At 54.2% G+C, this 23,055-nt stretch carries 21 protein-coding genes; 6 read left to right on the forward strand and 15 right to left on the reverse strand.

Annotation, left to right across the window (positions count from 1 at the left end; translation table 11 throughout):
• Positions 1-66: 66 nt before the first annotated feature.
• The 5 genes from folE to coaBC all read right to left on the reverse strand — a co-directional run bounded on the left by folE (position 67) and on the right by coaBC (position 5,282).
• On the reverse strand, positions 67-717 hold the full coding sequence (gene folE, locus WKR14_RS18995; RefSeq protein ID WP_025010867.1) for a GTP cyclohydrolase I FolE: 651 nt from the start codon (positions 715-717) through the stop codon (positions 67-69).
• Positions 718-911: 194 nt separating this feature from the next.
• Entirely contained in the window at positions 912-2,882 is a 1,971-nt protein-coding gene (locus tag WKR14_RS19000) for a S9 family peptidase (RefSeq protein WP_335921718.1), read from the reverse strand.
• 130 nt (positions 2,883-3,012) lie between these two features.
• Entirely contained in the window at positions 3,013-3,606 is a 594-nt protein-coding gene (slmA, locus tag WKR14_RS19005; RefSeq protein ID WP_025010868.1) for a nucleoid occlusion factor SlmA, read from the reverse strand.
• A gap of 24 nt (positions 3,607-3,630) precedes the next feature.
• Entirely contained in the window at positions 3,631-4,089 is a 459-nt protein-coding gene (gene dut / locus WKR14_RS19010; RefSeq protein WP_025888140.1) for a dUTP diphosphatase, read from the reverse strand.
• Positions 4,086-5,282: a bifunctional phosphopantothenoylcysteine decarboxylase/phosphopantothenate--cysteine ligase CoaBC gene (gene coaBC / locus WKR14_RS19015; RefSeq protein WP_165566087.1), complete on the reverse strand. Its 1,197-nt coding sequence runs from the start codon at positions 5,280-5,282 to the stop codon at positions 4,086-4,088. Before coaBC ends, dut begins: the two co-directional genes overlap by 4 nt.
• A 128-nt stretch (positions 5,283-5,410) precedes the next feature.
• On the opposite strand from coaBC, the gene radC reads away from it, so the two are divergent.
• The 4 genes from radC to WKR14_RS19035 all read left to right on the forward strand — a co-directional run bounded on the left by radC (position 5,411) and on the right by WKR14_RS19035 (position 7,696).
• Positions 5,411-6,088: a RadC family protein gene (gene radC, locus WKR14_RS19020; RefSeq protein ID WP_039035359.1), complete on the forward strand. Its 678-nt coding sequence runs from the start codon at positions 5,411-5,413 to the stop codon at positions 6,086-6,088.
• Positions 6,089-6,210: 122 nt separating this feature from the next.
• Complete coding sequence (rpmB, locus tag WKR14_RS19025) at positions 6,211-6,447, forward strand: 50S ribosomal protein L28 (RefSeq protein ID WP_028769274.1); 237 nt, start codon at positions 6,211-6,213, stop codon at positions 6,445-6,447.
• 6 nt (positions 6,448-6,453) lie between these two features.
• Complete coding sequence (gene rpmG / locus WKR14_RS19030; protein ID WP_025010872.1) at positions 6,454-6,627, forward strand: 50S ribosomal protein L33; 174 nt, start codon at positions 6,454-6,456, stop codon at positions 6,625-6,627.
• Between the two features lie 301 nt (positions 6,628-6,928).
• On the forward strand, positions 6,929-7,696 hold the full coding sequence (locus tag WKR14_RS19035; protein WP_101056444.1) for a phosphatase PAP2 family protein: 768 nt from the start codon (positions 6,929-6,931) through the stop codon (positions 7,694-7,696).
• 49 nt (positions 7,697-7,745) lie between these two features.
• Here WKR14_RS19035 and WKR14_RS19040 read toward each other — a convergent pair whose 3' ends face one another.
• The 6 genes from WKR14_RS19040 to ilvC form a co-directional block, all read right to left on the reverse strand.
• Positions 7,746-8,876 (reverse strand): pyridoxal-phosphate-dependent aminotransferase family protein, encoded by a 1,131-nt coding sequence (locus tag WKR14_RS19040; RefSeq protein ID WP_045283242.1) that lies wholly within the window; start codon positions 8,874-8,876, stop codon positions 7,746-7,748.
• Positions 8,877-9,003: 127 nt separating this feature from the next.
• Positions 9,004-10,557 (reverse strand): threonine ammonia-lyase, biosynthetic, encoded by a 1,554-nt coding sequence (gene ilvA, locus WKR14_RS19045; protein ID WP_335921719.1) that lies wholly within the window; start codon positions 10,555-10,557, stop codon positions 9,004-9,006.
• Position 10,558: 1 nt separating this feature from the next.
• Positions 10,559-12,415 (reverse strand): dihydroxy-acid dehydratase, encoded by a 1,857-nt coding sequence (gene ilvD / locus WKR14_RS19050; protein WP_165565788.1) that lies wholly within the window; start codon positions 12,413-12,415, stop codon positions 10,559-10,561.
• A 36-nt stretch (positions 12,416-12,451) separates the two neighbouring features.
• Positions 12,452-12,709: an acetolactate synthase 2 small subunit gene (ilvM, locus tag WKR14_RS19055; protein ID WP_025889838.1), complete on the reverse strand. Its 258-nt coding sequence runs from the start codon at positions 12,707-12,709 to the stop codon at positions 12,452-12,454.
• Complete coding sequence (gene ilvG / locus WKR14_RS19060; RefSeq protein WP_100143442.1) at positions 12,706-14,382, reverse strand: acetolactate synthase 2 catalytic subunit; 1,677 nt, start codon at positions 14,380-14,382, stop codon at positions 12,706-12,708. The genes ilvM and ilvG overlap by 4 nt, the downstream gene beginning before the upstream one ends.
• A gap of 412 nt (positions 14,383-14,794) precedes the next feature.
• Positions 14,795-16,276 (reverse strand): ketol-acid reductoisomerase, encoded by a 1,482-nt coding sequence (gene ilvC, locus WKR14_RS19065; RefSeq protein ID WP_286996504.1) that lies wholly within the window; start codon positions 16,274-16,276, stop codon positions 14,795-14,797.
• A 148-nt stretch (positions 16,277-16,424) separates the two neighbouring features.
• Here ilvC and ilvY point away from each other — a divergent pair, with 148 nt between their 5' ends.
• A complete protein-coding gene (ilvY, locus tag WKR14_RS19070) occupies positions 16,425-17,297 on the forward strand; it encodes an HTH-type transcriptional activator IlvY (RefSeq protein WP_025010072.1) in 873 nt (290 codons plus the stop codon).
• A 241-nt stretch (positions 17,298-17,538) separates the two neighbouring features.
• Here ilvY and WKR14_RS19075 read toward each other — a convergent pair whose 3' ends face one another.
• On the reverse strand, positions 17,539-18,870 hold the full coding sequence (locus WKR14_RS19075; protein ID WP_101056451.1) for a hemolysin family protein: 1,332 nt from the start codon (positions 18,868-18,870) through the stop codon (positions 17,539-17,541).
• A 173-nt stretch (positions 18,871-19,043) separates the two neighbouring features.
• On the opposite strand from WKR14_RS19075, the gene WKR14_RS19080 reads away from it, so the two are divergent.
• Complete coding sequence (locus WKR14_RS19080; RefSeq protein WP_335921720.1) at positions 19,044-19,847, forward strand: substrate-binding periplasmic protein; 804 nt, start codon at positions 19,044-19,046, stop codon at positions 19,845-19,847.
• Between the two features lie 11 nt (positions 19,848-19,858).
• Here the strand turns inward: WKR14_RS19080 and WKR14_RS19085 are convergent, their stop codons facing one another.
• From WKR14_RS19085 to WKR14_RS19095, 3 genes are read right to left on the reverse strand one after another with little or no spacing between them, the layout of a single operon-like run.
• Positions 19,859-21,646, reverse strand: a complete 1,788-nt coding sequence (locus WKR14_RS19085; RefSeq protein WP_165565790.1) for a GGDEF domain-containing protein — start codon at positions 21,644-21,646, stop codon at positions 19,859-19,861.
• Complete coding sequence (locus tag WKR14_RS19090) at positions 21,643-22,749, reverse strand: ABC transporter substrate-binding protein (RefSeq protein ID WP_318245791.1); 1,107 nt, start codon at positions 22,747-22,749, stop codon at positions 21,643-21,645. Before WKR14_RS19090 ends, WKR14_RS19085 begins: the two co-directional genes overlap by 4 nt.
• Before the next feature lie 49 nt (positions 22,750-22,798).
• Positions 22,799-23,047 (reverse strand): hypothetical protein, encoded by a 249-nt coding sequence (locus WKR14_RS19095; protein ID WP_101056455.1) that lies wholly within the window; start codon positions 23,045-23,047, stop codon positions 22,799-22,801.
• Between the last annotated feature and the right edge of the window lie 8 nt (positions 23,048-23,055).

The following is a 23,055-nucleotide window of genomic DNA, read 5'->3' on the forward strand; positions in this document are numbered from 1 at the left end:
TGAGTAACTTTCTGTACAGTCCAACAAAAAACGCTGCCTTGGCAGCGTTTTTTTATTACGGAGAGGCTATTTGGCCTGATGCAGAAACTCGGCGCGGGTGGCCGGGTTGGACTTGAACACGCCGCCAAGAGCCGTAGTGGTGGTGGAGCTGGTGGAGTCCATCACACCGCGGGATTTAACGCAGTAATGCACCGCATCCATTTTTACCGCCACATCTTTGGTTTCCAGCAGGGTCTGCAACGCGACCAGTACTTGCTGGGTCAGGCGCTCCTGCACCTGTGGCCGCTGGGCAAAGAAACGCACTATGCGATTGATCTTCGACAGGCCGATGATCTTCTTTCGCGGCAGATAGGCCACAGTGGCCGTGCCGTCTATGGTCACCAGATGGTGCTCACAGGTGCTGGTGAGGCTGATATCCTGCACCCGCACCATTTCATCGAAGCCCATCTTGTTGTCGATAACAGTGATCTTGGGGAAGTTGGCATAGTCGAGGCCGGAGAAAATTTCGTCGACATACATCTTGGCGATACGTTTCGGCGTATCCATCAGGCTATCGTCGCTCAGATCCAGCGACATCAAGGTCAAAATGGCCTTCATATGGGCCTCTATTTTTTCCTTGCGCTCCTCGGCCGATAAGCCACAGGGTACCATGGGGGTCTCGAGTCCTCGCTCCAGGAGCGCGGTCTGAACCATCAAAGCTGCTTCACTCAATGCCATTGTTTTCCTCCGGCGGATAGACGCCAAGCAAGCGCCTTCCGTTTGTTACTGTCCGCGCAAGCTGTGTGACGCTTTTCACATTTATCTGCGGGAAGCGGAGGATACCGCTATTTGCTGTAAATTCATACCAGAAAAGCCCCATAGCACGAAAAAAGCCGCTCTCTGGAGAGCGGCTTGGTTTACGGCAGTTAAACTTAAACGCCCAGATTCTGCTTCAGGAAGTTAAGCATTTTCTGATAGTAGATGGCTCTGTGGCTTTCATCGTAGAAACCGTGGCCCTCATCATCCATGATGATTTTCTGGTAGGGGTAGTTATGCTTCTTGAGCGCATCTTCCAGGGCTTCAAACTGCTCTATGGGGGCGCGCTCATCATTGCCACCGTGCACAAGCAGCAGGTTGGCCTTGAGCTTGTCGACGTTGCGAGTGGGCGACATAGCGCGCAGCACGGCTTGATCCTGACCAAGCACAGTTCGCAGGTAGCTGGTGCCCGAGTCACGTGCCTGCACATCACCTTCTTTAAACATCATTTCCAGATCGTACACCCCGGCAAAGCCGATGGCGCACTTGAACAGATCCGGCTCCATGACCGAGCTTTGCAGCGCGCTGTAGCCGCCAAAACTGCCGCCGACGATACAGATGCGCTGCTTGTCCACTATGCCTTGATCTATCAAATGGCGGGTGGCGTCTATGATGTCGTACTGAATTTCACTGCCCCACTTGCGGTAGCCCGCTTGCTGGAAGGCTTCGCCATAACCACCCGAACCGCGGAAGTTAACCTGCAGTACGGCTATGCCCTGATTGGCCAGCATCTGGTTTTGAGGATCAAAGCCCCAGCTGTCCCTGACATAGTGTGGGCCGCCGTGCGGGTTGACCACCAAAGGCAACTGCTTGGGATCTTTGCCGGGAGGCAAGGTCAGATAAGCCTGAATCGTCATGCCGTCACGCACCTTGATATCCATGGGTTTCACTTCAGCCATTTTGGCCGGATCTATGCTTTCCATGGTACGCAGCAGATGTCTGAGTTTGACCGTTTTAGTATCAAACAGATAGTAATCACCCGGGTTGCGGTCGTTGAAGGCCAGAATGATCATCTTGTCGGCGTTACGGGTCTCGCTGATGATGCGAACCTGATGCCCCGGCAGACTGGCCAGCAGCTGCTTCAGATACACTGCATGCTGATCTTCCGGATCAACAAAGGCGTAGGTTGGGTAACCGTTGGCAAACTCCACCGCGTAGAGCTGTTTGTTTTGGCCGTTGATCCAGAAGTTGTCCGGCTCGACTCTGGCGTCATTGACCATCATCTTCTTTTCACCGGTTTTCAGGTTGACCCGATACACGGCCTTGGGCTCATCGGCCTGGGAGGCGGCGGCATAGACGCTGTTAGGGTCTTCGGTGAAGGAGATTGGGGTAAAGTCCTTCAGGCCGATATTCAGCTTGTCGGTGTCAATCCATTCACCGTCATTACGGTAGAAAATACGGGTGTTGTTGCTTCTGTCCTGACCGGCCACAAAGCGCACCTCACCGTCATCATCTGTCATGAAGCTGGCCATTCCTATGGGAGAGCGGGTAATTTTCTTGCGAGTGCCGCGGTAGACATCAACCCGATAGACATCCTGTAACTGTTCATAATCCAGGCTGCGACCGCCGTTCCAGGGGATGGCATTAACCAACATGTAACGGTCATCATCCGGCAAGGGATCGAGCACATAGGCAGTGGCCTGGATGGCGGTGTTTTTCTTCAAGTGGGAACCGGTTTGTTGCTGGCCCGAATTGTAACCGAACAGATAAGCAACCTTGGAGCCGTCGGCATTCACCGCCATCAATTCACCATAGTAGAGCGGGCGATCATCCCAGCCCTTGAGGTATTCCTTGGCGACCACGACACGTTCATCGTTGACCCAGGTGTAACTGCCCACTTGGGCATTGCCCGGGAAGTAAACAATATGCTTGGCACTGAGGTCTTCAGTATTCAGGATCAGTAGCTTATCTTTTCCTTCGTGATTCATGATCACGCTGAGATAGTCACCGGAGGGGGAAATTTTCACATTGGTGTATTGCGCCCCCTGGCTGAAAATTTCTGCCGGCGTGGGCGTTTGATTACTCAGGGCCAGTGCGAGTGCGGGGGCCAGCAATAATATACCGGTCAACAAAGGTTGGAATTTCATTTTACATCCTTGTGTTTATTATAAGTAACCTATGTTTTTTCAATGTTAATTAAATGCTTGGGTTTGGACAAGGCTAAATCCATAAAAAAAGGACGGTTTTTACCGTCCTTGATCCCGAAAAACAGGGCGTTCAGCTCTGCAATAACTGGCTTTGAATAAACTGCCACTGCTCCTCGAAGTGAGCCGTTGGCTTGAGCTTGAATTCACTGCGAACAAACTGGGCAATACGGCCTTCGGCCACGGCCAACAGCAGGTTTGCCAGAATGGCTTCATCCAGGGCGAATTTTTGCCCTTCTCGCAGGGATTTTTCCCGCAGGATCTGCTTCAGATGGGTTTCCAACTTGGCAAACAACAGGTTGATCCTCTCTCTGAGACGCTCATTTTCGCCCAGCAGGGCATCACCGCTCAGTACCCGGGAGATCCCTGGGTTGCGCTCGGCAAACACCAATAACAGCTGCAGTGCCTGTTGGCAGCGTTTCATGGTATCTTTCTCCTCATCCATGATGAGGTTGATGCGTGACAGCAGAGAGTCTTCAATAAACTCAATCAGGCCTTCAAACATCCGCGCCTTACTGGGAAAGTGGCGATAAAGCGCCGCTTCCGACACGCCAACTTCCGAGGCCAGCTTGGCGGTGGTAATCCTTTGCCCCGGATTGGTTTCCAGCATTCTGGCAAGGGATTGGAGTATGTGTTCACGACGATTGATTTTTTCTTTTACAGCCATGTTTCGCTCTGTCAGTGGCAGGAATTATTGAGTGCCTGAGTGACCGAAGCCACCTTCGCCTCTGTCCGAGGTGTCAAATTCATCCACCAGTTTGAACTGGGCTTGAACGACGGGCACAAACACCAATTGGGCCAAGCGGTCACCTATCTCCAGGGTGAAAGGTGTCTGGCTGCGGTTCCAGCAGGAAACCATCAGCGGGCCCTGATAGTCAGAGTCGATAAGGCCGACCAGGTTGCCGAGTACTATGCCGTTTTTGTGGCCCAGACCCGAGCGGGGCAAAATCACCGCCGCCAGAGAAGGGTCGGCCACATGAACCGCAATTCCGGTCGGGATCAATACAGTTTCACCCGGGGCTATGGTGATGCTGGTGTCCAGCATGGCGCGTAGATCCATGCCGGCACTGCCTGGGGTCGCATAGCTTGGCAGCGGAAATTCACTGCCAATACGCGAGTCGAGAATTTTCAGTTCTATGGGTGTTTTCATGAGTGGTTTTTATGCTTCGCTATCAGGATCAGCAACTGTTTGGCCAGGCTCAACTTGTCGGTGGCCGGCAGTTCATCACAACCTGTTGCAGAAAATACTTTCAGGGCATTCCGGTCGGCGTTGAAACCCTGACCCGGAACAGACACATCGTTGGCGGCAATCATATCGAGTTTCTTGCGCTTGAGCTTGTCACGCGCGTAGGTCTCCACTTCATGGGTTTCTGCCGCAAAACCCACGGTAAAGGGCCGGATAGAATGGCTGGCGACCGTGGCCAGAATATCCGGGTTACGCACCAGTGCCAATGCCATGGTTTCGGAAGATTTTTTTATTTTGGCTTCGGCGACATCGGCGACACGATAGTCTGCCACTGCGGCGCAGCCAATAAAAATATCCTGCTGTTCCACCCTTTGCATCACGGCATCGAGCATCTCTTTGGCCGATTGCACATCGACTCGGGTCACCCCTGCCGGGGTAGCTAAATTAACCGGGCCGCTGACCAGAGTCACTTCGGCGCCCATCTGCGCCGCCGCAGTGGCCAGTGCAAACCCCATCTTGCCAGAGCTGTGGTTGGAGATATAACGCACAGGATCTATCGCTTCACGGGTCGGTCCGGCGGTGAGCAGCAGCTTTTGGCCGGCCAACAGCTGTGGCTCAAAACAAGCGGCGGCTCGCTGAGCGATATCATTGGGTTCCAGCATACGCCCCGGGCCGATTTCACCACAGGCTTGGCTGCCGCTATCCGGGCCCCAGATACCATAACCGCGCTCGGCCAGCACCTTGAGGTTCTCCTGAGTCGCTACGTTTTGGTACATCTGTTGGTTCATCGCCGGGCAGAGCATCACCTTAGCCGCCGTTGCCAGGCAGGTGGTGGTGATCAGTTCATCGGCCATACCGGCACGAATGCGGGCCAACAGGTTGGCGGTAGCGGGGGCAATGATAACCAGATCGGCCCAACGGGCCAATTCGATATGCCCCATGGCAGCCTCGGCCGCAGGATCCAGCAGATCTGAGGCTACCGGATGGCCGGATAACGCCTGCAAGGTCAGCGGGGTAATGAATTCCATGGCGCTCTGGCTCATGACGACTCTGACTTCGGCACCTCTGTCCTGCAGGCGCCGCACCAGATCAGCACTCTTGTAGGCGGCAATGCCACCGCCAATCCCCAAGAGGATTTTTTTATGCTTCAGGCTCATAGAAACAATCAACTGATGGTAATTGGCGGCTAAGATATCACAAAGCTCCCCCGACTTGGCAGGATGCAGCTTCAAAAATCTCGACCATAATTGAAACAAAGTATAGGGCACAGGGACGGGAGCCAAGGATGGGTATCAGAGACTGGCCTACAGGAGAGGGCCCAAGGGAAAAGTTGCTGCAGCAGGGAGCCAAGAGCCTGAGTGATGCCGAGTTACTGGCGGTCTTGCTGCGTAACGGCCTGGCGGGGCAAAGTGCGGTTGAATTAGCCAGAGATTTGCTCGCGGCATTCGGTTCACTGCGGCAACTCTTGGTGGCACCACTGAATCAAGTTGCCCGAATTCCGGGAATGGGGCCGGTGAAATATACCCAATTGCAGGCCGCCGCCGAACTTTCGAGACGAATTTCTCGGGAAAAGCTGCAAAGAGGGCCGGTTTTGACAAATCCGGATTTGACTCGCGACTATTTAATGAGACAATTAGCAGACCGTGCCACCGAGGTGTTTGCGATTCTGTTGCTGGACAGCCAGCACCGAGTAATCCAATTCGTGGAATTATTCCATGGCACCCTGGACTCTGCATCCGTCTATCCGCGAGAGGTGGTTAGACTGGTGCTGGAAAAACAGGCCGCGGCGGTCATAGTTTGCCATAATCACCCGTCCGGCGTGGCTGAGCCCAGCCAGGCTGACAGGCGAATTACTGAGCGGTTGAAATGTGCGCTCGCAACCATAGATGTTTCGCTTCTGGATCATATGGTTGTAGGGGATTGCGAGATAGTTTCCTTCGCAGAACGCGGATGGATAGTTTGATCCATCGCTTGATCTTTCCTCAGTTATCCTGTATAACATGCGCCCTCTTTGTGCCTCGGGCGACGGCCATACGAGGCACATTAATGCTCGAGCGTTAAAATTGTTTTTTGGAGAAGATTGACATGTCAAGAGTATGCCAAGTTACTGGCAAGCGACCAATGGTTGGTAACAACCGTTCGCACGCAAAAAACGCAACTCGTCGTCGTTTTTTACCTAACCTGCAGAACCACCGTTTCTGGTTAGAAGACGAAAAGCGTTTCGTACAATTGCGCGTTTCTACCAAGGGTATGCGCATTATCGACAAGAAAGGTATCGAAGTCGTTGTTGCTGAACTTCGTGCCCGTGGCGAGAAGGTGTAATAGAAAATGGCTAAAGCTAAAGGAAATCGTGAGAAGATCAAGCTGGTTTCAAGCGCCAAGACTGGTCACTTCTACACTACCGACAAGAACAAGCGTAACATGCCTGAAAAGATGGAGATCAAAAAGTTTGATCCCGTAGTTCGTCAGCACGTTATCTACAAAGAAGCCAAAATCAAGTAATCCACTTGGTATTTGAATTCTTGGAAAGCCCCTCTCGCAGGGGCTTTTTTATACTCAACTTTCAGTCACATTGGCTATATCAAGACAATGCCATATCAGAAACTCTGGGTACTCTGTAGCCGTTTTTAATCAGTATCATCAATCGTTGCCCTCATTGCCACCACGCCTAGGTAGCAGAAAACAACTTCGGCCCCTGTTTAGCGCAACATGACACTCAGCTTAACCAAACACTGAATAGTACTTGCTGCACTTCCTTTCTCTGGCACAATGGCGGTTTGTCCGTTCCGATAAGGGTGTATTAATGAAGTATGCAGCCGTCCCTTTGACCTCACTGGCCATTTGTTGGCTGTTTCTGCTCAGCTTGCCGCTGGCGCTGTTTTCCCTGTCAGAGCCACTCTTCCCTTGGCTTAACCTCGATAGCGCCGCCGCTCAGTTTTGGTACTGGTTAACCGTGTCCGGTTCGGCGCCCTGGGGCGTAAGCACTGTGTTGTTGGTGTTTGCCATCAGCTTTTTTATCCTGCCAAAGGGCAGCTGGCTGAAGATGATGTTCTGCACTTCGCTGGGCTTGGTGCTGTGTTTGCTGCTCAATGAACAGCTCAAGCTGGTATTTGCCGAATCCCGGCCCTATATCGAATGGCTGTCCCACCAGCAGCATCTGGATATCAAGGAGTTCTACAGCATAGACAAGTACGCCCGCAGGGAACTGCTGGCGCAGGTTCTTCCCGGGGTATCACCGCTGGATATGCCTATCTCGGCACAGATCCAGCATCACTGGCAGATAGAAACTGGGTTTTCCTTTCCCTCCGGCCATACCATTTTTGCCGTGACCCTGACTATGTGCAGCAGTTTCTTTCTGCTGAGACACAACAATCTCTGGCTTCCGGCGCTGCTTATCTGCTGGGCACTGCTGATGGGGCTGAGCCGTATGTTGCTGGGGATGCATTGGAGTGTCGATGTATTGACCTCGACCCTGCTGGGGGGGCTGCTGTCGGCCTTGGCTATCTATATCGGCAGTCACAGCTATCACCGCCTAAAGCCTGTGTTCACCAAGGCTATGAGCGAAAGCTAAAACGAAAACGCCCCGTCATTGAACGGGGCGCTTATCTAAAGGCGAGCGATCAGTTAAGCACTTCGGCCAAGGCCCGCAGGCACAGGGCAACATTTTCCCGTCTGGCACCGTAACCCATCAGGCCGATACGCCAGGCCTTTCCGGCCAAGGCGCCGAGGCCGGCACCTATCTCCAGATTATAGTTATCCAACAGCTGCTTTCTCACGGCGCCATCATCGACACCTTGCGGGATATAAACTGCGTTGAGTTGCGGCAAGCGGCTCTGCTCGGCCACCACAAATTCGAGCCCCATGGACTCAAGCCCCTGACGCAGCAAAAGGTGCATATCCCGGTGGCGTTGCCAGGCATTTTCCAGCCCCTCTTCGGCCAGTAACCGCAGCGCTTCATGCAGTGAGTACAGGGCATTAACAGGCGCCGTGTGATGATAACTGCGCTTACCATCACCGCTCCAATACCCCATCACCAGAGACTGGTCCAGGAACCAGCTCTGTACCGGGCTCTTGCGCGCCTTGAGTTTAGCCACTGCGGCCGGTGAGAAGGACACGGGGGACAAACCAGGCACACAGGAGAGGCACTTCTGACTGCCGGAATAGATGGCATCTATGCCCCAATCATCGACTCTGAGCTCGACGCCTCCGAGGGAAGTTACGGCATCGACAATCGACAGACAGCCGTGCTCACGCGCCAGGGCGCACAGTGTTTTGGCGTCGGAAAGTGCGCCGGTGGAGGTTTCGGCGTGCACAAAGGCCAGGAAGGCGGCATCGGGATGCGCCTTCAGCGCAGCTTCCACCACTTCTGGGTCAACCGCTGTGCCCCATTCGAAATCCAGCATCACCGCCTCGGCGCCAATCCGCTCGACGTTCTGGCGCATTCTGTCGCCAAACACCCCGTTACGGCAGACAATCACCTTTTCGCCCGGCTCCACCAGGTTGACGAAGCAGGTCTCCATACCGGCGCTGCCCGGGGCAGAAACCGCTATAGTCATCTCGTTGCGGGTTTGAAACGCATATTGAATGAGACTCTTGAGCTCATCCATCATGGCCACAAACAGAGGATCCAGATGCCCGACCGTCGGCCGCGACTGCGCCGCCAATACCTGAGGATAGACATCCGAAGGGCCGGGGCCCATCAGGATCCGGCGGGGAGGGTTAAAAGCGCTAACCGAGGGTGCAGCAAACATCTTGGCTCTCCTTACAAGAGGTTTCAGGGTACGGATTAGAATAATAACTCAAGACCATAGCATAAAACTGGCCGCCGGACTGCCCCTGCTTTTGGCGAAGACAGTCGACCTGTTCCCTTTCAGGATCTCACTGGCCTGGACGCGCCAGAAACAGCCGGTAGGCGGGGTTATCCGTCTCGTCCTGACAGACAAACCCCAACTCATCCAGAAACTGGCCAAAGGCGGCTTCATCGGCCTTGGGCACTTCAAAGCCGGCCAGCACCCGCCCAAAGGCGGCGCCATGGTTGCGATAATGAAACAAACTGATGTTCCACTTGCTCTTCAACGTCGTGAGAAACTGCAGCAAGGCTCCGGGATGCTCCGGGAATTCAAAGCTGAACAGTTTTTCTTCCAAAGGCTCGGGTGGCAAGCCGCCCACCATATAACGCACATGCAGTTTGGCCGCCTCATCGGCAGAAAGATCCTGCACCGCAAAACCGGCACTCTCCAGGCGGGAGACAATCGCCTGCAGCTCGCTGATACCTTCGCTAAGACGGATCCCGGCAAAGACCACGGCGCGATCGCGCCCGCTGAAACGGTAGTTGAACTCAGTCATCACCCGCCGCTCCAGCAGCTCACAAAAATGCAGGAAAGAGCCCGGCCTTTCCGGAATGGTCACTGCCAGCACCGCCTCTTTGTGCTCGCCCAGCTCGCAGCGCTCAGACACATATCTCAGGCTGTGAAAATTGACATTGGCCCCGCTGAGAATCGCCGCCAGTTTCTCGCCCTTGCCCTTATCACCGACATACTTTTTCAGCCCGGCCAACGACAAAGCACCGGCCGGTTCGGCAATGGCGCGGGTATCTTCGAAGATATCCTTGACCGCGGCGCAAATTTCATCCGAGCTGACGGTCACCACTTCATCGACATATTCCCGCGCCAATCGAAAAGGCTCCTGACCTATACGCTTAACCGCCACCCCATCGGCAAACAACCCCACCTGCTCCAGCGTCACAGGTTCATCCGCTTCCAGCGCTGCCTTGAGACAAGCGGCATCTTCCGGCTCGACGCCGATGATCTTCACCTCGGGCATTACGGCTTTGTAGTAAGCAGCAATGCCGGCGATTAAGCCACCGCCACCCACTGGCACAAACACCACTTCAAGATCTCTTTGCTGCTGCAGCATCTCCTGGGCAACCGTGCCCTGCCCGGCGATCACCGCCTCATCATCGAAGGGGGGAATAAACACCCGCCCCTCATCCTGGGCCAACGCCATGGCATACTGATTGGCCTGATCGAACGACTGCCCATGAAGCACCACATTGCCGCCGAGGCGGCGCACCGCATCTATCTTGATGTCCGGGGTGGTAGTAGGCATCACTATCACGGCGTCGACCCCGCGACTCGAAGCCGACATGGCAACGCCCTGGGCATGATTACCGGCCGAGGCACATACCACTCCGTTTTCGCACTCAGCGGGGCTCAAGGCGGCGATACGATTATAGGCGCCGCGCAGCTTGAACGAGTGTACCGGTTGCATATCCTCGCGCTTGAGAAACACCTGGCAGCCCAAACGGGCCGACAGCTTGTTCAGACTCGACAGCGGGGTAACCTGCGCCACATCATAGACATGGGACAAGAGGATCTTCTGTAGATAATAGTTGGCCAGCGACAGCTGACTCTTGGATGCCAGCGCCAACATACTAGCCCTCCAACTTAGTGCGATCGCGCACGGCGCCCTTGTCGGCACTGGTGGCCAACATGGCATAAGCCTTGAGCGCCAACGACACAGGGCGCACCCGTGCCAACGGCTTCCAAGCCAAAGGCCCCTTGGCCTGCATCGCCTCACGGCGCTGGGCGAGCTCAGCATCGCTCAGCTTAAGTGTGATGCTGCGGGCCGGGATATCGATTTCAATGGCATCGCCATTTTCAATCAAGGCGATAGTGCCCCCTGAGGCGGCTTCCGGTGACACATGGCCTATGGACAGCCCGGACGTACCGCCGGAGAAGCGGCCATCTGTGATTAAGGCGCAGGCCTTGCCCAAACCGCGGGACTTGAGGTAACTGGTGGGATAAAGCATCTCCTGCATGCCAGGGCCACCTTTAGGGCCTTCGTAGCGAATAACCACCACATCCCCGGCGACCACTTCACCGCCGAGGATCCCGGCAACGGCCTCGTCCTGGCTCTCATATACCCTGGCCACGCCTTTGAACCTGAGGTTGGATTCATCCACCCCGGCGGTTTTCACTATGCAGCCATGCTCGGCCAGATTACCGGACAGTACCGCCAAGCCCCCTTCCTGACTGAAGGCAAACTCGCGGCTGCGGATACAACCTTCGCGGCGATCTGTATCCAGTGATGGCCAGCGGCAATCCTGCCTGAAGGCCTGGGTAGTAGGGATCCCCGCGGGACCGGCACGGAAGAAGTCTTTTACCTTCGCAGACTCGGTGCGCATCACATCATAATTGGCCAGCACAGACTCAAGCGAGCCATCATCGGAAGCCACATGGTTAACATCAGTATGCAATAAACCGGCGCGTTCCAGCTCACCCAAGATCCCCATTACGCCACCGGCTCTGTGGACATCTTCCATATGGTATTTAGGGGTCGAAGGTGCCACCTTGCAAAGGTGCGGCACCTTGCGGCTGAGACGGTCGATATCCGTCATGGTGAAATCCACTTCGGCTTCCTGAGCCGCCGCCAACAGGTGCAGCACGGTGTTGGAAGAACCACCCATGGCGATATCCAAGGTCATGGCATTCTCGAACGCCTTGAAGTTGGCGATATTGCGCGGCAATACCGAGACATCATCATCCGAGTAGTAACGCTTGGCCAGCGCCATCACTCTTCTGCCCGCCTCCAGAAACAGTTCGCGTCGATCACTGTGGGTCGCCAACATGGAGCCGTTGCCCGGCAGCGACAGCCCCAACGCCTCGGTCAGGCAGTTCATCGAGTTGGCGGTAAACATGCCGGAGCAGCTGCCACAGGTTGGGCAGGCGCTGCGTTCGATTTTCTCGCTGTCGGCATCGGATACCCTGTCATCGGCCGCCGCCACCATGGCATCCACCAGATCCAGCTTGATAAGTTTATCGGACAGTTTGGTCTTGCCCGCTTCCATAGGCCCGCCGGAGACAAATACCACGGGGATATTGAGCCGCAGCGCCGCCATCAACATGCCGGGGGTGATCTTGTCGCAGTTGGAGATACACACCAGAGCATCGGCGCAGTGGGCATTGACCATATACTCGACGCTGTCGGCAATCAGTTCACGGGAAGGCAGGGAATAAAGCATGCCGCCATGGCCCATGGCGATGCCGTCATCGACCGCTATGGTGTTGAACTCTTTGGCGATGCCGCCGGCCTCTTCGATGGCCGATGCCACCAGAGAGCCCATGTCTTTCAGATGCACATGACCGGGAACAAACTGAGTGAAGGAATTGGCAATGGCGATAATGGGCTTACCGAAGTCGCCTTCCTTGACCCCTGTGGCACGCCAAAGGGCTCGGGCTCCGGCCATGTTGCGGCCTTCGGTACTGGTTGCTGATCTGAGTTTGGGCATTGCTCAATTCCTTACGCTTATTCTGATGATTCTTGGTTAGCCGTTGACGGTACGGGAGAGGCAGCTTGCGGGCCGCACAGTGCAGCGGGCCACGTCTACCAGCTTAGTCAACTGACGGCTCAGTAGCTCTATGGCTCTGTCACTGTCGACTGCCATTGCCAGCTGCAGGCGCTGATCCTCGGCCAGTGTCATGTGCATATCGCGGACGGTAAAGCCGCGGTGGCGGGTTACCCGCAATACACGTTCCAGTACTTCGGGGCGTTGTTCCAGGGTCAATTCCAGATTATGGATCATGATCGCTTCTCCGTTTGTTCCATCATTTCACAGTTGGAGGCGCCGGGGGGAACCAGCGGCCAGACATTAAAGGCATCGTCTATGGCGACGTGCAGCAGGAAGGGGCCTTTGGCACTGAGCATCTCATCCAGTGCCTGCTCAACCTCATCGGCCGAGTAGATGGTGCGTCCGGGGATATCGAAGGAGGACGCCAGGGTAACAAAGTCGGGGTTATCGGACAGGTCGGTTTCGCTGTATCTCTCTTCAAAAAACAGCTGTTGCCACTGTTTCACCATGCCCAACTTCTGGTTATCTATCAAAAGTATCTTCACCGGCAGTTTACGACGCTTGATGGTGGTCAGCTCCTGCACATTCATCATGAAAGAACCATCGCCGGAAACCGTGACCACAGTGGCATCCGGCCTTGCCATCTGCGCGCCTATGGCCGCCGGCAAGCCAAAGCCCATGGTGCCAAGCCCGGCACTGGAAAGATGATCTTCCGGGCGGCGAAAATGCATATGCTGGGCAACCCACATCTGGTGCTGGCCGACATCACAGCTCACCACAGAGTCGCTCGGCAGCTTGTTGGCCAGACGACGCAACATGGCCGGCGCATAGATGAGTGAGCCTGGATGGGCGTAATCCCACTGGTGCAGCGCCCGCAGATGCTCGACTTCCGCTTGCCAGGGCGCTATCTGCAGCGCTTGCGGCGCCAGTTGCGTCAATATGCTTCTTAAGTCCCCATCCATTGCCACATCCGGCTGGCGCAGTTTGCCAAGTTCGGCAGCATCGATATCCAGGTGGATCACCTTGGCCTTGCTGGCAAAGCTCTCAAGCCTACCCGTGACCCTGTCATCGAAACGGGCACCGACCACCAGCAGCAGATCACACTGCTGCACCGCCAGATTGGCGGCCTTGTTGCCGTGCATCCCCAGCATGCCCAGGTAACCTTGAGTGCCGTGGGCTATGGCGCCCAGCCCCTTGAGCGTTGCCACCGAAGGAATACCGCTACGCTGAATAAAGGCCCGCAGCGGCTCCACTGCGCCCGCCATACCGACGCCGCCACCGACGTACAACATGGGTTGGCGCGCGGCCGCCAGCAAAGCGTTGGCTTCCGCCAAAGCCGCCTGGTCCAGCTCCGGCTCATCGGGCACCGCCTGCAACGGCGCCTTGTATTCCACTTGGGCAAGTTGGATGTCTTTGGGGATATCCACCAACACAGGACCGGGACGGCCGGAGGCGGCGATTTCGAAGGCGCGGTACAGGGTAGCAACCAGTTCCTCGGCGCGGGTCACCATAAAACTGTGTTTGGTACATGACAGGCTCATGCCCAGCACGTCCATCTCCTGAAAGGCATCTGTGCCTATCACGGAGGTGGAAACCTGGCCCGTGATGGCCACCAGCGGCACTGAGTCCAACAGCGCATCTGCCAAGGCGGTGATCAGATTGGTCGCCCCCGGGCCCGAGGTAGCCAGGCAGACGCCCGTCTTGCCGCTTGAGCGGGCATAACCGACGGCGGCGAAGGCGGCGCCCTGTTCATGACGGGAGAGCAGATGTTCGACCTGGCTGTCGTAGAGAGCATCGTAGATAGGCATGATGGCGCCGCCGGGATAACCAAAAACCGTGTTCACCCCATGGGCGGCCAATACCTTGATAACTGCTTCACTGCCGCTGATCTTCTGCCCTTGTTCCATCTTGTTATCTCGCCTATTTTTGCTGCTGTTTAAGTTTTCAATGGCCCTGAAACGACAAACCCCCCGGTCCTTTCGGAGCGGGGGGTTTGTTTGCAATTTCTGACCCTATCTGGTCTGTCGTCGCGCCACGAGCCGCCCCCGCTGTGATGGAATAATCACGACGGTAATAATCACGAGGAGGAGCTTGGCGCTTAAGTTAAACATTTCTCAGACAGTTTCCTGTATTCAATTTATCTGCTTGGCGAGCCCTTTGGCAGCGCACTTATTAACCATTACCATAAAGTGTTTTCAGAACACAACAAAAAAATTCACAACCTGAAAATCTTCCAACTTGGCTTGGCTAGTACACCCTCGCCAATGGCTCGCCTAAACAGCTTGATTGCCGCCGGCGGCAATCAAGCTGACGTTTACGTCAATCTTGCAGGTTTATCCTTTTCATTTCAGTCATGTAACCGCGAAGTTCGGCACCGACATATTCGACGGCCGTATGGCGAATCGCTTCGTTGACCTCGATCAGACGCAGATTATCGACCCCATTGCCCGAATCCTTGAGACCGGCGCCCAGGACCTCGGGAGAGAGGGCGTTGACATAGTCACGCAGCAGCGGCACGGCGGCATGGTTGAACAGGTAACAGCCATATTCGGCGGTATCCGAGATCACTACGTTCATCTCATAAAGGCGTTTACGGGCTATGGTGTTGGCAATCAGCGGCGTCTCATGCAGCGACTCGTAATAGGCCGACTCTTCGATGATCCCGGCATCCACCATGGTATCGAACGCCAGTTCCACCCCGGCCTTGATCATGGCCACCAGCAAGATCCCCTTGTCGAAATAGGTCTGCTCATCTATCTGCTCGGCGCAGGTCGGCGCTTTTTCAAAGCCGGTGTTATTGGTCTCTTCACGCCAGCGCAGCAAATTGGCGTCGTCATTGGCCCAGTCGGCCATCATGGTGGCGGAAAACTCGCCGCTGATGATGTCGTCCATATGTTTTTCAAACAACGGGGTCAGCAACACCTTAAGCTCTTCGGCAATCTCAAACGCCTTGATCTTGGCCGGGTTGGACAAGCGATCCATCATATTGGTGATACCACCATGCTTGAGCGCCTCTGTGATGGTTTCCCAGCCCTGCTGGATAAGCTTGGCGGCATATCCCGGCTCAACGCCATCAGCCACCATCTTGTCGTAACCCAGAATCGCCCCTGTCTGCAGCATGCCGCAGAGAATGGTCTGCTCGCCCATCAGATCAGACTTCACCTCGGCGATAAACGAGGAGTGCAGCACGCCAGCGCGATCGCCGCCGGTAGCACTGGCATAGGCCTTGGCGATCTCCAGGCCGTCGCCATTGGGATCGTTCTCAGGATGCACGGCGATCAGTGTCGGAACCCCGAAGCCACGCTTGTATTCCTCACGCACTTCGGTACCGGGGCACTTGGGCGCCACCATGATGACAGTAATGTCCGGACGCACCTGCATCCCCTCTTCCACTATGTTGAAACCGTGGGAATAGGACAGGGTCGCACCTTGCTTCATCAAGGGCATTACCGCATTGACCACAGGAGTGTGCTGCTTGTCCGGTGTCAGGTTCAGTACCAGATCGGCCCCGGGGATCAGCTCTTCGAAGGTGCCCACCTTGAAACCGTTTTCGGTGGCTCGCTGCCAGGAGGCGCGTTTCTCGGCGATGGCTTCGCTGCGCAGGGCATAGGCGATGTTCAGCCCTGAGTCACGCATGTTCAACCCCTGATTGAGCCCCTGGGCACCACAACCAAGGATGACAATATTCCAGTCCTTGATATAGTTACAGCCGTTTTCAAACTCGCTGCGTTCCATAAAACGGCACTGGCTCAGCTGTGCCAACTGTTGCCGCAGATTCAAGGTATTGAAGTAATTTGCCATCTTAGCCACCTGTTTAACCGAATTCCTGGGACCAAGCCGAAACGGCTCAGTGATGCAAATCACTATAGCCCATGGTTTAAATTGCTTGAAATGATATATTCGGCATGTCATGTTGCACAAAACGCAACAACAAGAGAGGCAAAACGGCATGGATATTCGGGCGATAAAACTCTATCTGGATCTCTGCGACACCCTGCATTTTTCCCGCACCGCCACCCGGATGCATGTCAGCCCTTCAACCTTAAGCCGCACCCTGCAAAGGCTGGAAGATGAAGTGGGCAGCAAGCTGCTGGAACGGGACAACCGCAGCGTTACCCTGACCCACGCAGGCGAAGCCTTTCGCCGCTTCGCCAGCCAGACATTGACTCAGTGGCAGGAGCTGCGCCGCGAGCTGGATCCGCAGCAAAAGCTGCTGAGGGGCACATTGCAACTCTATTGCTCAGTCACAGCCGCCTACAGCCACCTGCCGGCCCTATTGGATAAGTTTCGCCGCCAGCAGCCCCTGGTCGATATCAAACTCACCACAGGTGATGCCGCAGATGCGGTGCAGGAAATTCAGCAGCAGAGGGCGGATATCGCCATCGCCGCTCTGCCGCAGGACTTTCCGCCGAGCCTGCACTTTGCCCCCATAGGAGAGGTGCCACTATCGATTATCGCGCCCACCATCAACTGTCAATTGCAGTCGCTGCTGGCGCAAAACCCTATTCCCTGGGAGCAACTGCCCTTTATCGTGCCCGACCACGGCCCCGGGCGTTTACGGGCCGAACGCTGGTTCAAGGCGATGGGGATCAAGGCCAATATCTATGCCCAGGTATCGGGCCACGAGGCGATAGTGCCCATGGTGGCTCTGGGCTGCGGTGTCAGCATCACTCCGGATGTCGTGGTAGCCAATAGTCCACTGGGCGAGAGGATAAAAACCCTGGCCTCACCGGCCGAGATAGCCCCCTTTGAACTGGGGTGCTGCTGCAAGGCCAAGCGGCGCCAGGATCCCTTGGTGAGTGCATTTCTGGAAGTGATTTAGCTAAAGGAAGGTGCGAACAAGTCCCATGCGTGCTCTGCGTCGGCTTACAGGCCTGGATACAAGGCGTGGTTCGCAGCAAATGGCCCTAGTCCTTTGCAAGAAGCACAACACAGCAGGCAGGCTTGTAAGCCACGTCCTTCGGGGCTTGGAAAGTCGGGCGGGCTTTACCGACTATGACCGAGTCCTCTGCAAGATGCATAACTCAGTCTATGGTCTGTATGCCACGCCCTTCGAGCTTACCTTAAATATCGAGTGACTCTTCATCCTTGGGCAGTTGATCTTCCTGAGGCAAGAGGCGGGTAACCAGCAACTGGTCAACCTTGTAGGCATCTATGTCCACCACCTCAAACTTATAACCTGCGTAGTTAACCGAGTCGGTGCGCTTGGGGATCTTGCGTAACGTATACATCATAAAACCGGCGATGGTTTCATAGTTTTGGTTTTGCGGAAACTCCTCAATACCAAAGGCACGCATCACATCGGTTATCGGCGTCACCCCGTCCACCAGCCAGGAGTTGGCATCACGGGGCACTATCTGCTCTTCACTTTCATGCAGCGACCAGGCGCCCATTACCGCACTTTGCAGATCGTCAGTAGTCACTATCCCTACCACCAGGGCGTATTCATTCATCACCACGGCAAAGTCGGCCCTGTGATGACGGAAATATTCCATGGCTTCCGACAGGCTCAGGGTGTCGGGAATGATCAGGCAGTTGCGCACTAACGAGGTATCTTTCAAATCTATCTTACGGCCGTTGATCACCCGCAGCAGCAGTTCCTTGGCGTCCACCACCCCTTTGATATTGTCCAGCTGACCATCACACACCAAAAACTTGTTGTGCGGATCCTCGGCGATTTTTTTCTTGATAGCGTCTTCATCATCCTGCAACAGGAAATACACCAGGCTCTCACGGGCGGTCATTGCCGAGGTGACGCTGACAGATTGCATCTCGAACACATTCTCAATCATCTGCTGTTCACCCTTATCCAGTACACCGGCCTCGGCACCGGCATCCATAATGGCGTAGATATCGTCAGGGGTGATTTCATCATTGCGAGCAGTAGGTATCTGCAGCAGTTTGAAGATACCGTTGGCCATGCCGTTGAATACCCATACAAAGGGGCGCAGCAAGGCAATACAGATAAGCATAGGGTTTACCAAGTTAACGGCCACTTTCTCCGGTAAGGCCATGGCAACCCGTTTAGGCATCAGGTCGGCGATCAGAATAAACAGACTGGTCACCAATACGAAAGACAACACAAAACTGAGTTGTCCGACCCAGGGCGGCGGAACCACATGGGCCAAAGCTGCCGCAAAATAAGGGGTAAAAGCAGACTCACCGACTATACCACCCATGATGGCAACGGCATTGAGACCAATCTGCACTACGGTGAAAAAACTACCCGGAGTGGTTTGCAGCGCCAACACTTTTTCGGCGCGCAAATCTCCCTCATCGGCCATCTGTCGCAAACGGATTTTACGGGAAGCGGCCAGGGCAATTTCAGACATGGAAAAAAAGCAGCTGGTTCCGATCAGGCAAAAGATAATCACCAAATTATCGAATAAACTCATACAACACCTTAGGTTAGTTACAAAGCGCTTCTATGCCGTGCCCTTGTCCAGGCCTGAATGTGGAGTGACTGGGAGGTCTAAAGGCTAACTGGTTACCGGTACGGGTACTAAACTGGCGAATTGAGTGGCTTTGCTATACTCCAAGAAACCCATTGCAGGCTTCTTCTACCGGAATGAAGTTCACATTATATCCGTTTGCAGCATTTTTGACAGTGATGCTTATCTCACCGGTCTCCAACGCAAAAGATGAGCTTAGCGGCATACCATTAAAAATATGTGTCGAAGAGTCTGAATTTCCTCCTTTCAATTACTTTTCCAGAATAGATGGCCGTAAGTCCCATAACAGTGACGGCTATGATATTCAGTTGCTTTATCGACTGTTTACACCACCGCGTTGGCAGTTACACATCATCGCCCTTCCCTGGCCAAGGTGCATGTTGGAAGTGGAATTGGGCAAGATAGATGCCGCCATGAGCGCCTCAGCCAACCCCGAGCGACGGCGTAAGTTCTTGCTATCGCGCTCGTATTACCACCTCACCCCTGGGGTGGTATTTCTCAAACAGAGCTTCCCAAAGGGTCTAAGATTCAACTCGCTAACGGAGCTAACGCAGATAGGCACAGTTTGCGGCATTCGCGGTTTCAATTATCGTAACTTCGGTTGGGACAACTCTCAGCCACTATCCCTAAGCAAAGATCTGCCGTTGATCCCCGAGTTACTGCAACGGGGTCGATGTGACTTCTTTCTGGCACGGCTGGAGGTTTTCAGCGGCACCTTAAAGCAGATGAATCGCACCCCCCAGGACTTTGGGTTAGCAACGCAAGTGGTTCCCAACACTCGGCCAGAACCCTTCTATATGCTGGTATCCAGACAAAGCCCACACAAGATGGTACTGCTGGAAGAATTCAATAGCGGCGTCACCCTACTGGAAAAAAGCGGCAAGTTGCAACTGTTACTGCAAGCCTTCACAGACCACTGAGTTCCAGGCTATTACGCAATACACCAAGTATTACGCCCTTGATGTTTAGCCTGATAGAGCGCCTTGTCTGCCACCCGAATAACCTCACTCAAATCCCGTGTATTCTGGGTCAGGAGTGCCAGCCCAAGACTGATAGTGACTATACCTGCGGGGGCTGAGCCATGAGTAATTTGCAATTCCCGAACCTGAGTCAACAAGGTTTCGGCAACACCCTCAGCTTGCCTGCGGTCGACTCCCGGCAACACCAAAGCAAATTCTTCGCCGCCGACTCTGGCCAGCAAGGCGCGTTCAGGAAGCGCTTTACGCATGGCCTGGGCCAAACGCTGCAATACCCGATCACCGGCTGGATGGCCGAAACAATCGTTAAAAGCTTTAAAATGATCGACATCCAGCATTATCAAGGCGCCCTCCTCTTTCGAAGCCAGCAACCGCGCCAGGGATTCAGTAAAGGGACGGCGGTTCGCCAATCCAGTTAGTTCATCGGTTTCCGACAGCTGTTTAAGTTTGTGATTCAGCCCCAACAGCTCCCGCTGCAGCCCCAACATCTGCAAATCTCTGCGCTCCCTGACCAGGAGCTCGTTGAGCGCAGCGGCAAACTGGGTCAGCATGGCACGGCGGGATTGAGGCCAAAGTTTTGGAGATTGACTATTGCTTAGCGACAAAATCCCCAGCAGGTCTTGCCCATCTGTGATGGCAAACAGCGCCAGGGAACGTAACTGCAACTGTTTGAGTAACCTATATTCGGCGCTATCATCCGACTGCAGGGTTTCCACATCCTCAACGACTATCATATGTCTGGTGTTGAGTTGCTCTGAAAAACGATTCAACTCACTGATATCTATGTAACTTGAAGACAGCAAGTCGTCGCGGCGACTCCACACGCTACGATAACAGAGTTGTTGCTCTTTGATCTCCAGCAAGGTGACCCGCTCGACTGCAAACAACTCGGCAATCTGACGACCCACATCGGCCAAAGCCTGATCTACGTCCCCTGGCTGTACCTTCAGAAACTGCAATGATAGATCCGCCAATAACTCATTGGCTCTGGCCTGCCAAGCCAGTTCTTTATGGCTAAATTCCACCTGCTCGGACAATTGCCTTTGCCCTCGAGTCAAATGCCTCTGCTGCCAGCGTTTGCGGGCAAAGTCGGTTCTAATACGTCGGTACATCTGCTCTATGGCGCGGGCCACGCTGCCAATTTCATCTTGATTTGCCGCTCCGACCTCATTAGGCAAGGGCACTTTTCGCGGTTGTCCCAAATCGATACGATTAACGTATGCGGCCAGCGCCGCCAATCTTCCGGTAACCAGGCTACGTACCAGCGTCAGGATCACATAGATCATCAGCAGGGTTTTCAAGCCATTACCCACGACTATCAGGATCATCTGCCGCCATAGCTCATAATAAAGTTGGTTGCGGCTGCGTTGAACCTTAAGCTCACCTATCTGTTGCTGACGGTAGATTATTGGAAACAGAAAGATTTCATTGTCCAGTGCCTGATTCTTTCCTACCTGCAGGGCGATACCATCGGCACTGGACAAAGAAGCACCGGAAACATAAGGCTGCATACCTATACCTATCAGTATGTCCCGCAGCAACTTATGGTCTACATCCCAAATGGCCTGAGCCATGCCGGGCAGATTTGCCTCAACATATTCATGAAGCCTGCGATTACTCCCCTCAACACCATCCTGGTAATTCCAGAACAGCTGGGCCGCCATGGTCATCAAGGCAAAGAATGAACTGACGCCTATGATCACCAAGGTCATCTTATGACTGATGACGGAACTTTGTTTCAATGCATTACTTCCGATGTCTGTTGGTACCAAACGAGCAGTGCCCGCCAATTTCGTTGCTCAAGTAAGTTGAAAGGCTCTGTCCCCGGAACCAACAGCCTGAACATAGAAGGTATCTTATTATTCCAGGGCCTGGCCTCACTGTCGTCTCGGATGCGCCTGAGCGCCTCTGCCCCCGCCAGCAAATGCCCACCACCCAAGACACTGACACGCCCCTGGCTACGCCAATCAAGCACCTTGTTGGAAGTATTGATACTGGAAATGAAGATATCCTCTCCTGGCCTGAGCCCCTTTTCCTCCAGCGACGCAATAGCACCAAAGGCCATATGATCATTGGCGGTCCAGATCCCTTTCAGCCCCGGGTAACGTTTCAGCAGAATTTCTGTTTGCGTCTTGGCTCTTAGTTCTTGCCAATGACCGTAGACGACTTGTAATGGCTCTACCCCTCTTTCTCTGAAGCCATTTATTGCCCCTTGAGTCCGCGCTATTGATGCAGGCGTTCCCTTATCGCCGGAAATCAGCAGTACTTGTTGCGACCCGGCCCCCAACTGCTGCACCAAGGCCTGCGCAGTAAGAAAGCCTATCCGTTCATTATCAGGGACCAAAGGCGGTAACAGATGCTGTCGCCAGTATGGCTGTTGTTGCAACAAATGGCGCACTTCAGGAGCCACATCATTGAGCAATAAAAGAGTCTTAATAGGTAAACCTTCAAAGGCGGCCAACATTTTTACGGCAGCATTTTTTTCATTAACCAAAATAATATATTGAGGTAACTGTTCACGGGCAGCCAACTCTTGTGCCAAGGCTATCATCCGAAAATGATCCCTGTCGGCGTGCAATATTTCCAACTCAATATTCAGCTCTGATGCTGCTACCAGCATAAGGCTATCTATATCGCCCCAGAAACTTTCCTGAGCAGAGCCGGGATTAATAAAGCTCACCCGTAACGGTTGAGTTTGAGCCGAAGACTTGGCAGGATAAACCAGAAAAACACTTAGCCAAGGTAGGATGAACAAAAGAAGTTTACGTCGTGGTATGAAGCAATTTCCCCACGACGTATTAAGTAGACTCAACAGCAAGGTATCCTTCCCCCGGGTAAACAACACATCTCGTATACCGGAGAATTAAAACACAAATGAGCTGCTTTTGTGGAGATTAATTAACCTCTGGCAAACTTTCCAAAGACTGATAACCCATTTCATTGAGTTGATCATTAACGCAAGTCAGCAGATACTCCTGACGCTCTTCGGCTGGCACCGCGTCTTCGTCAGCCATCTGCAAACAAGCTTGCTGCAGTTGTTGAACGTCGGTTTCACTGGCTTGAGGCAATGCTTGTTCTTCATCGACCGCCAAAACAGCACCACTGAGTAACATACCGGCCAACAGTAGAGTTAAGCTTTTCATCTTGTTTC

The organism is Shewanella chilikensis, assembly GCF_037953065.1.
Lineage (GTDB): Bacteria > Pseudomonadota > Gammaproteobacteria > Enterobacterales > Shewanellaceae > Shewanella > Shewanella chilikensis.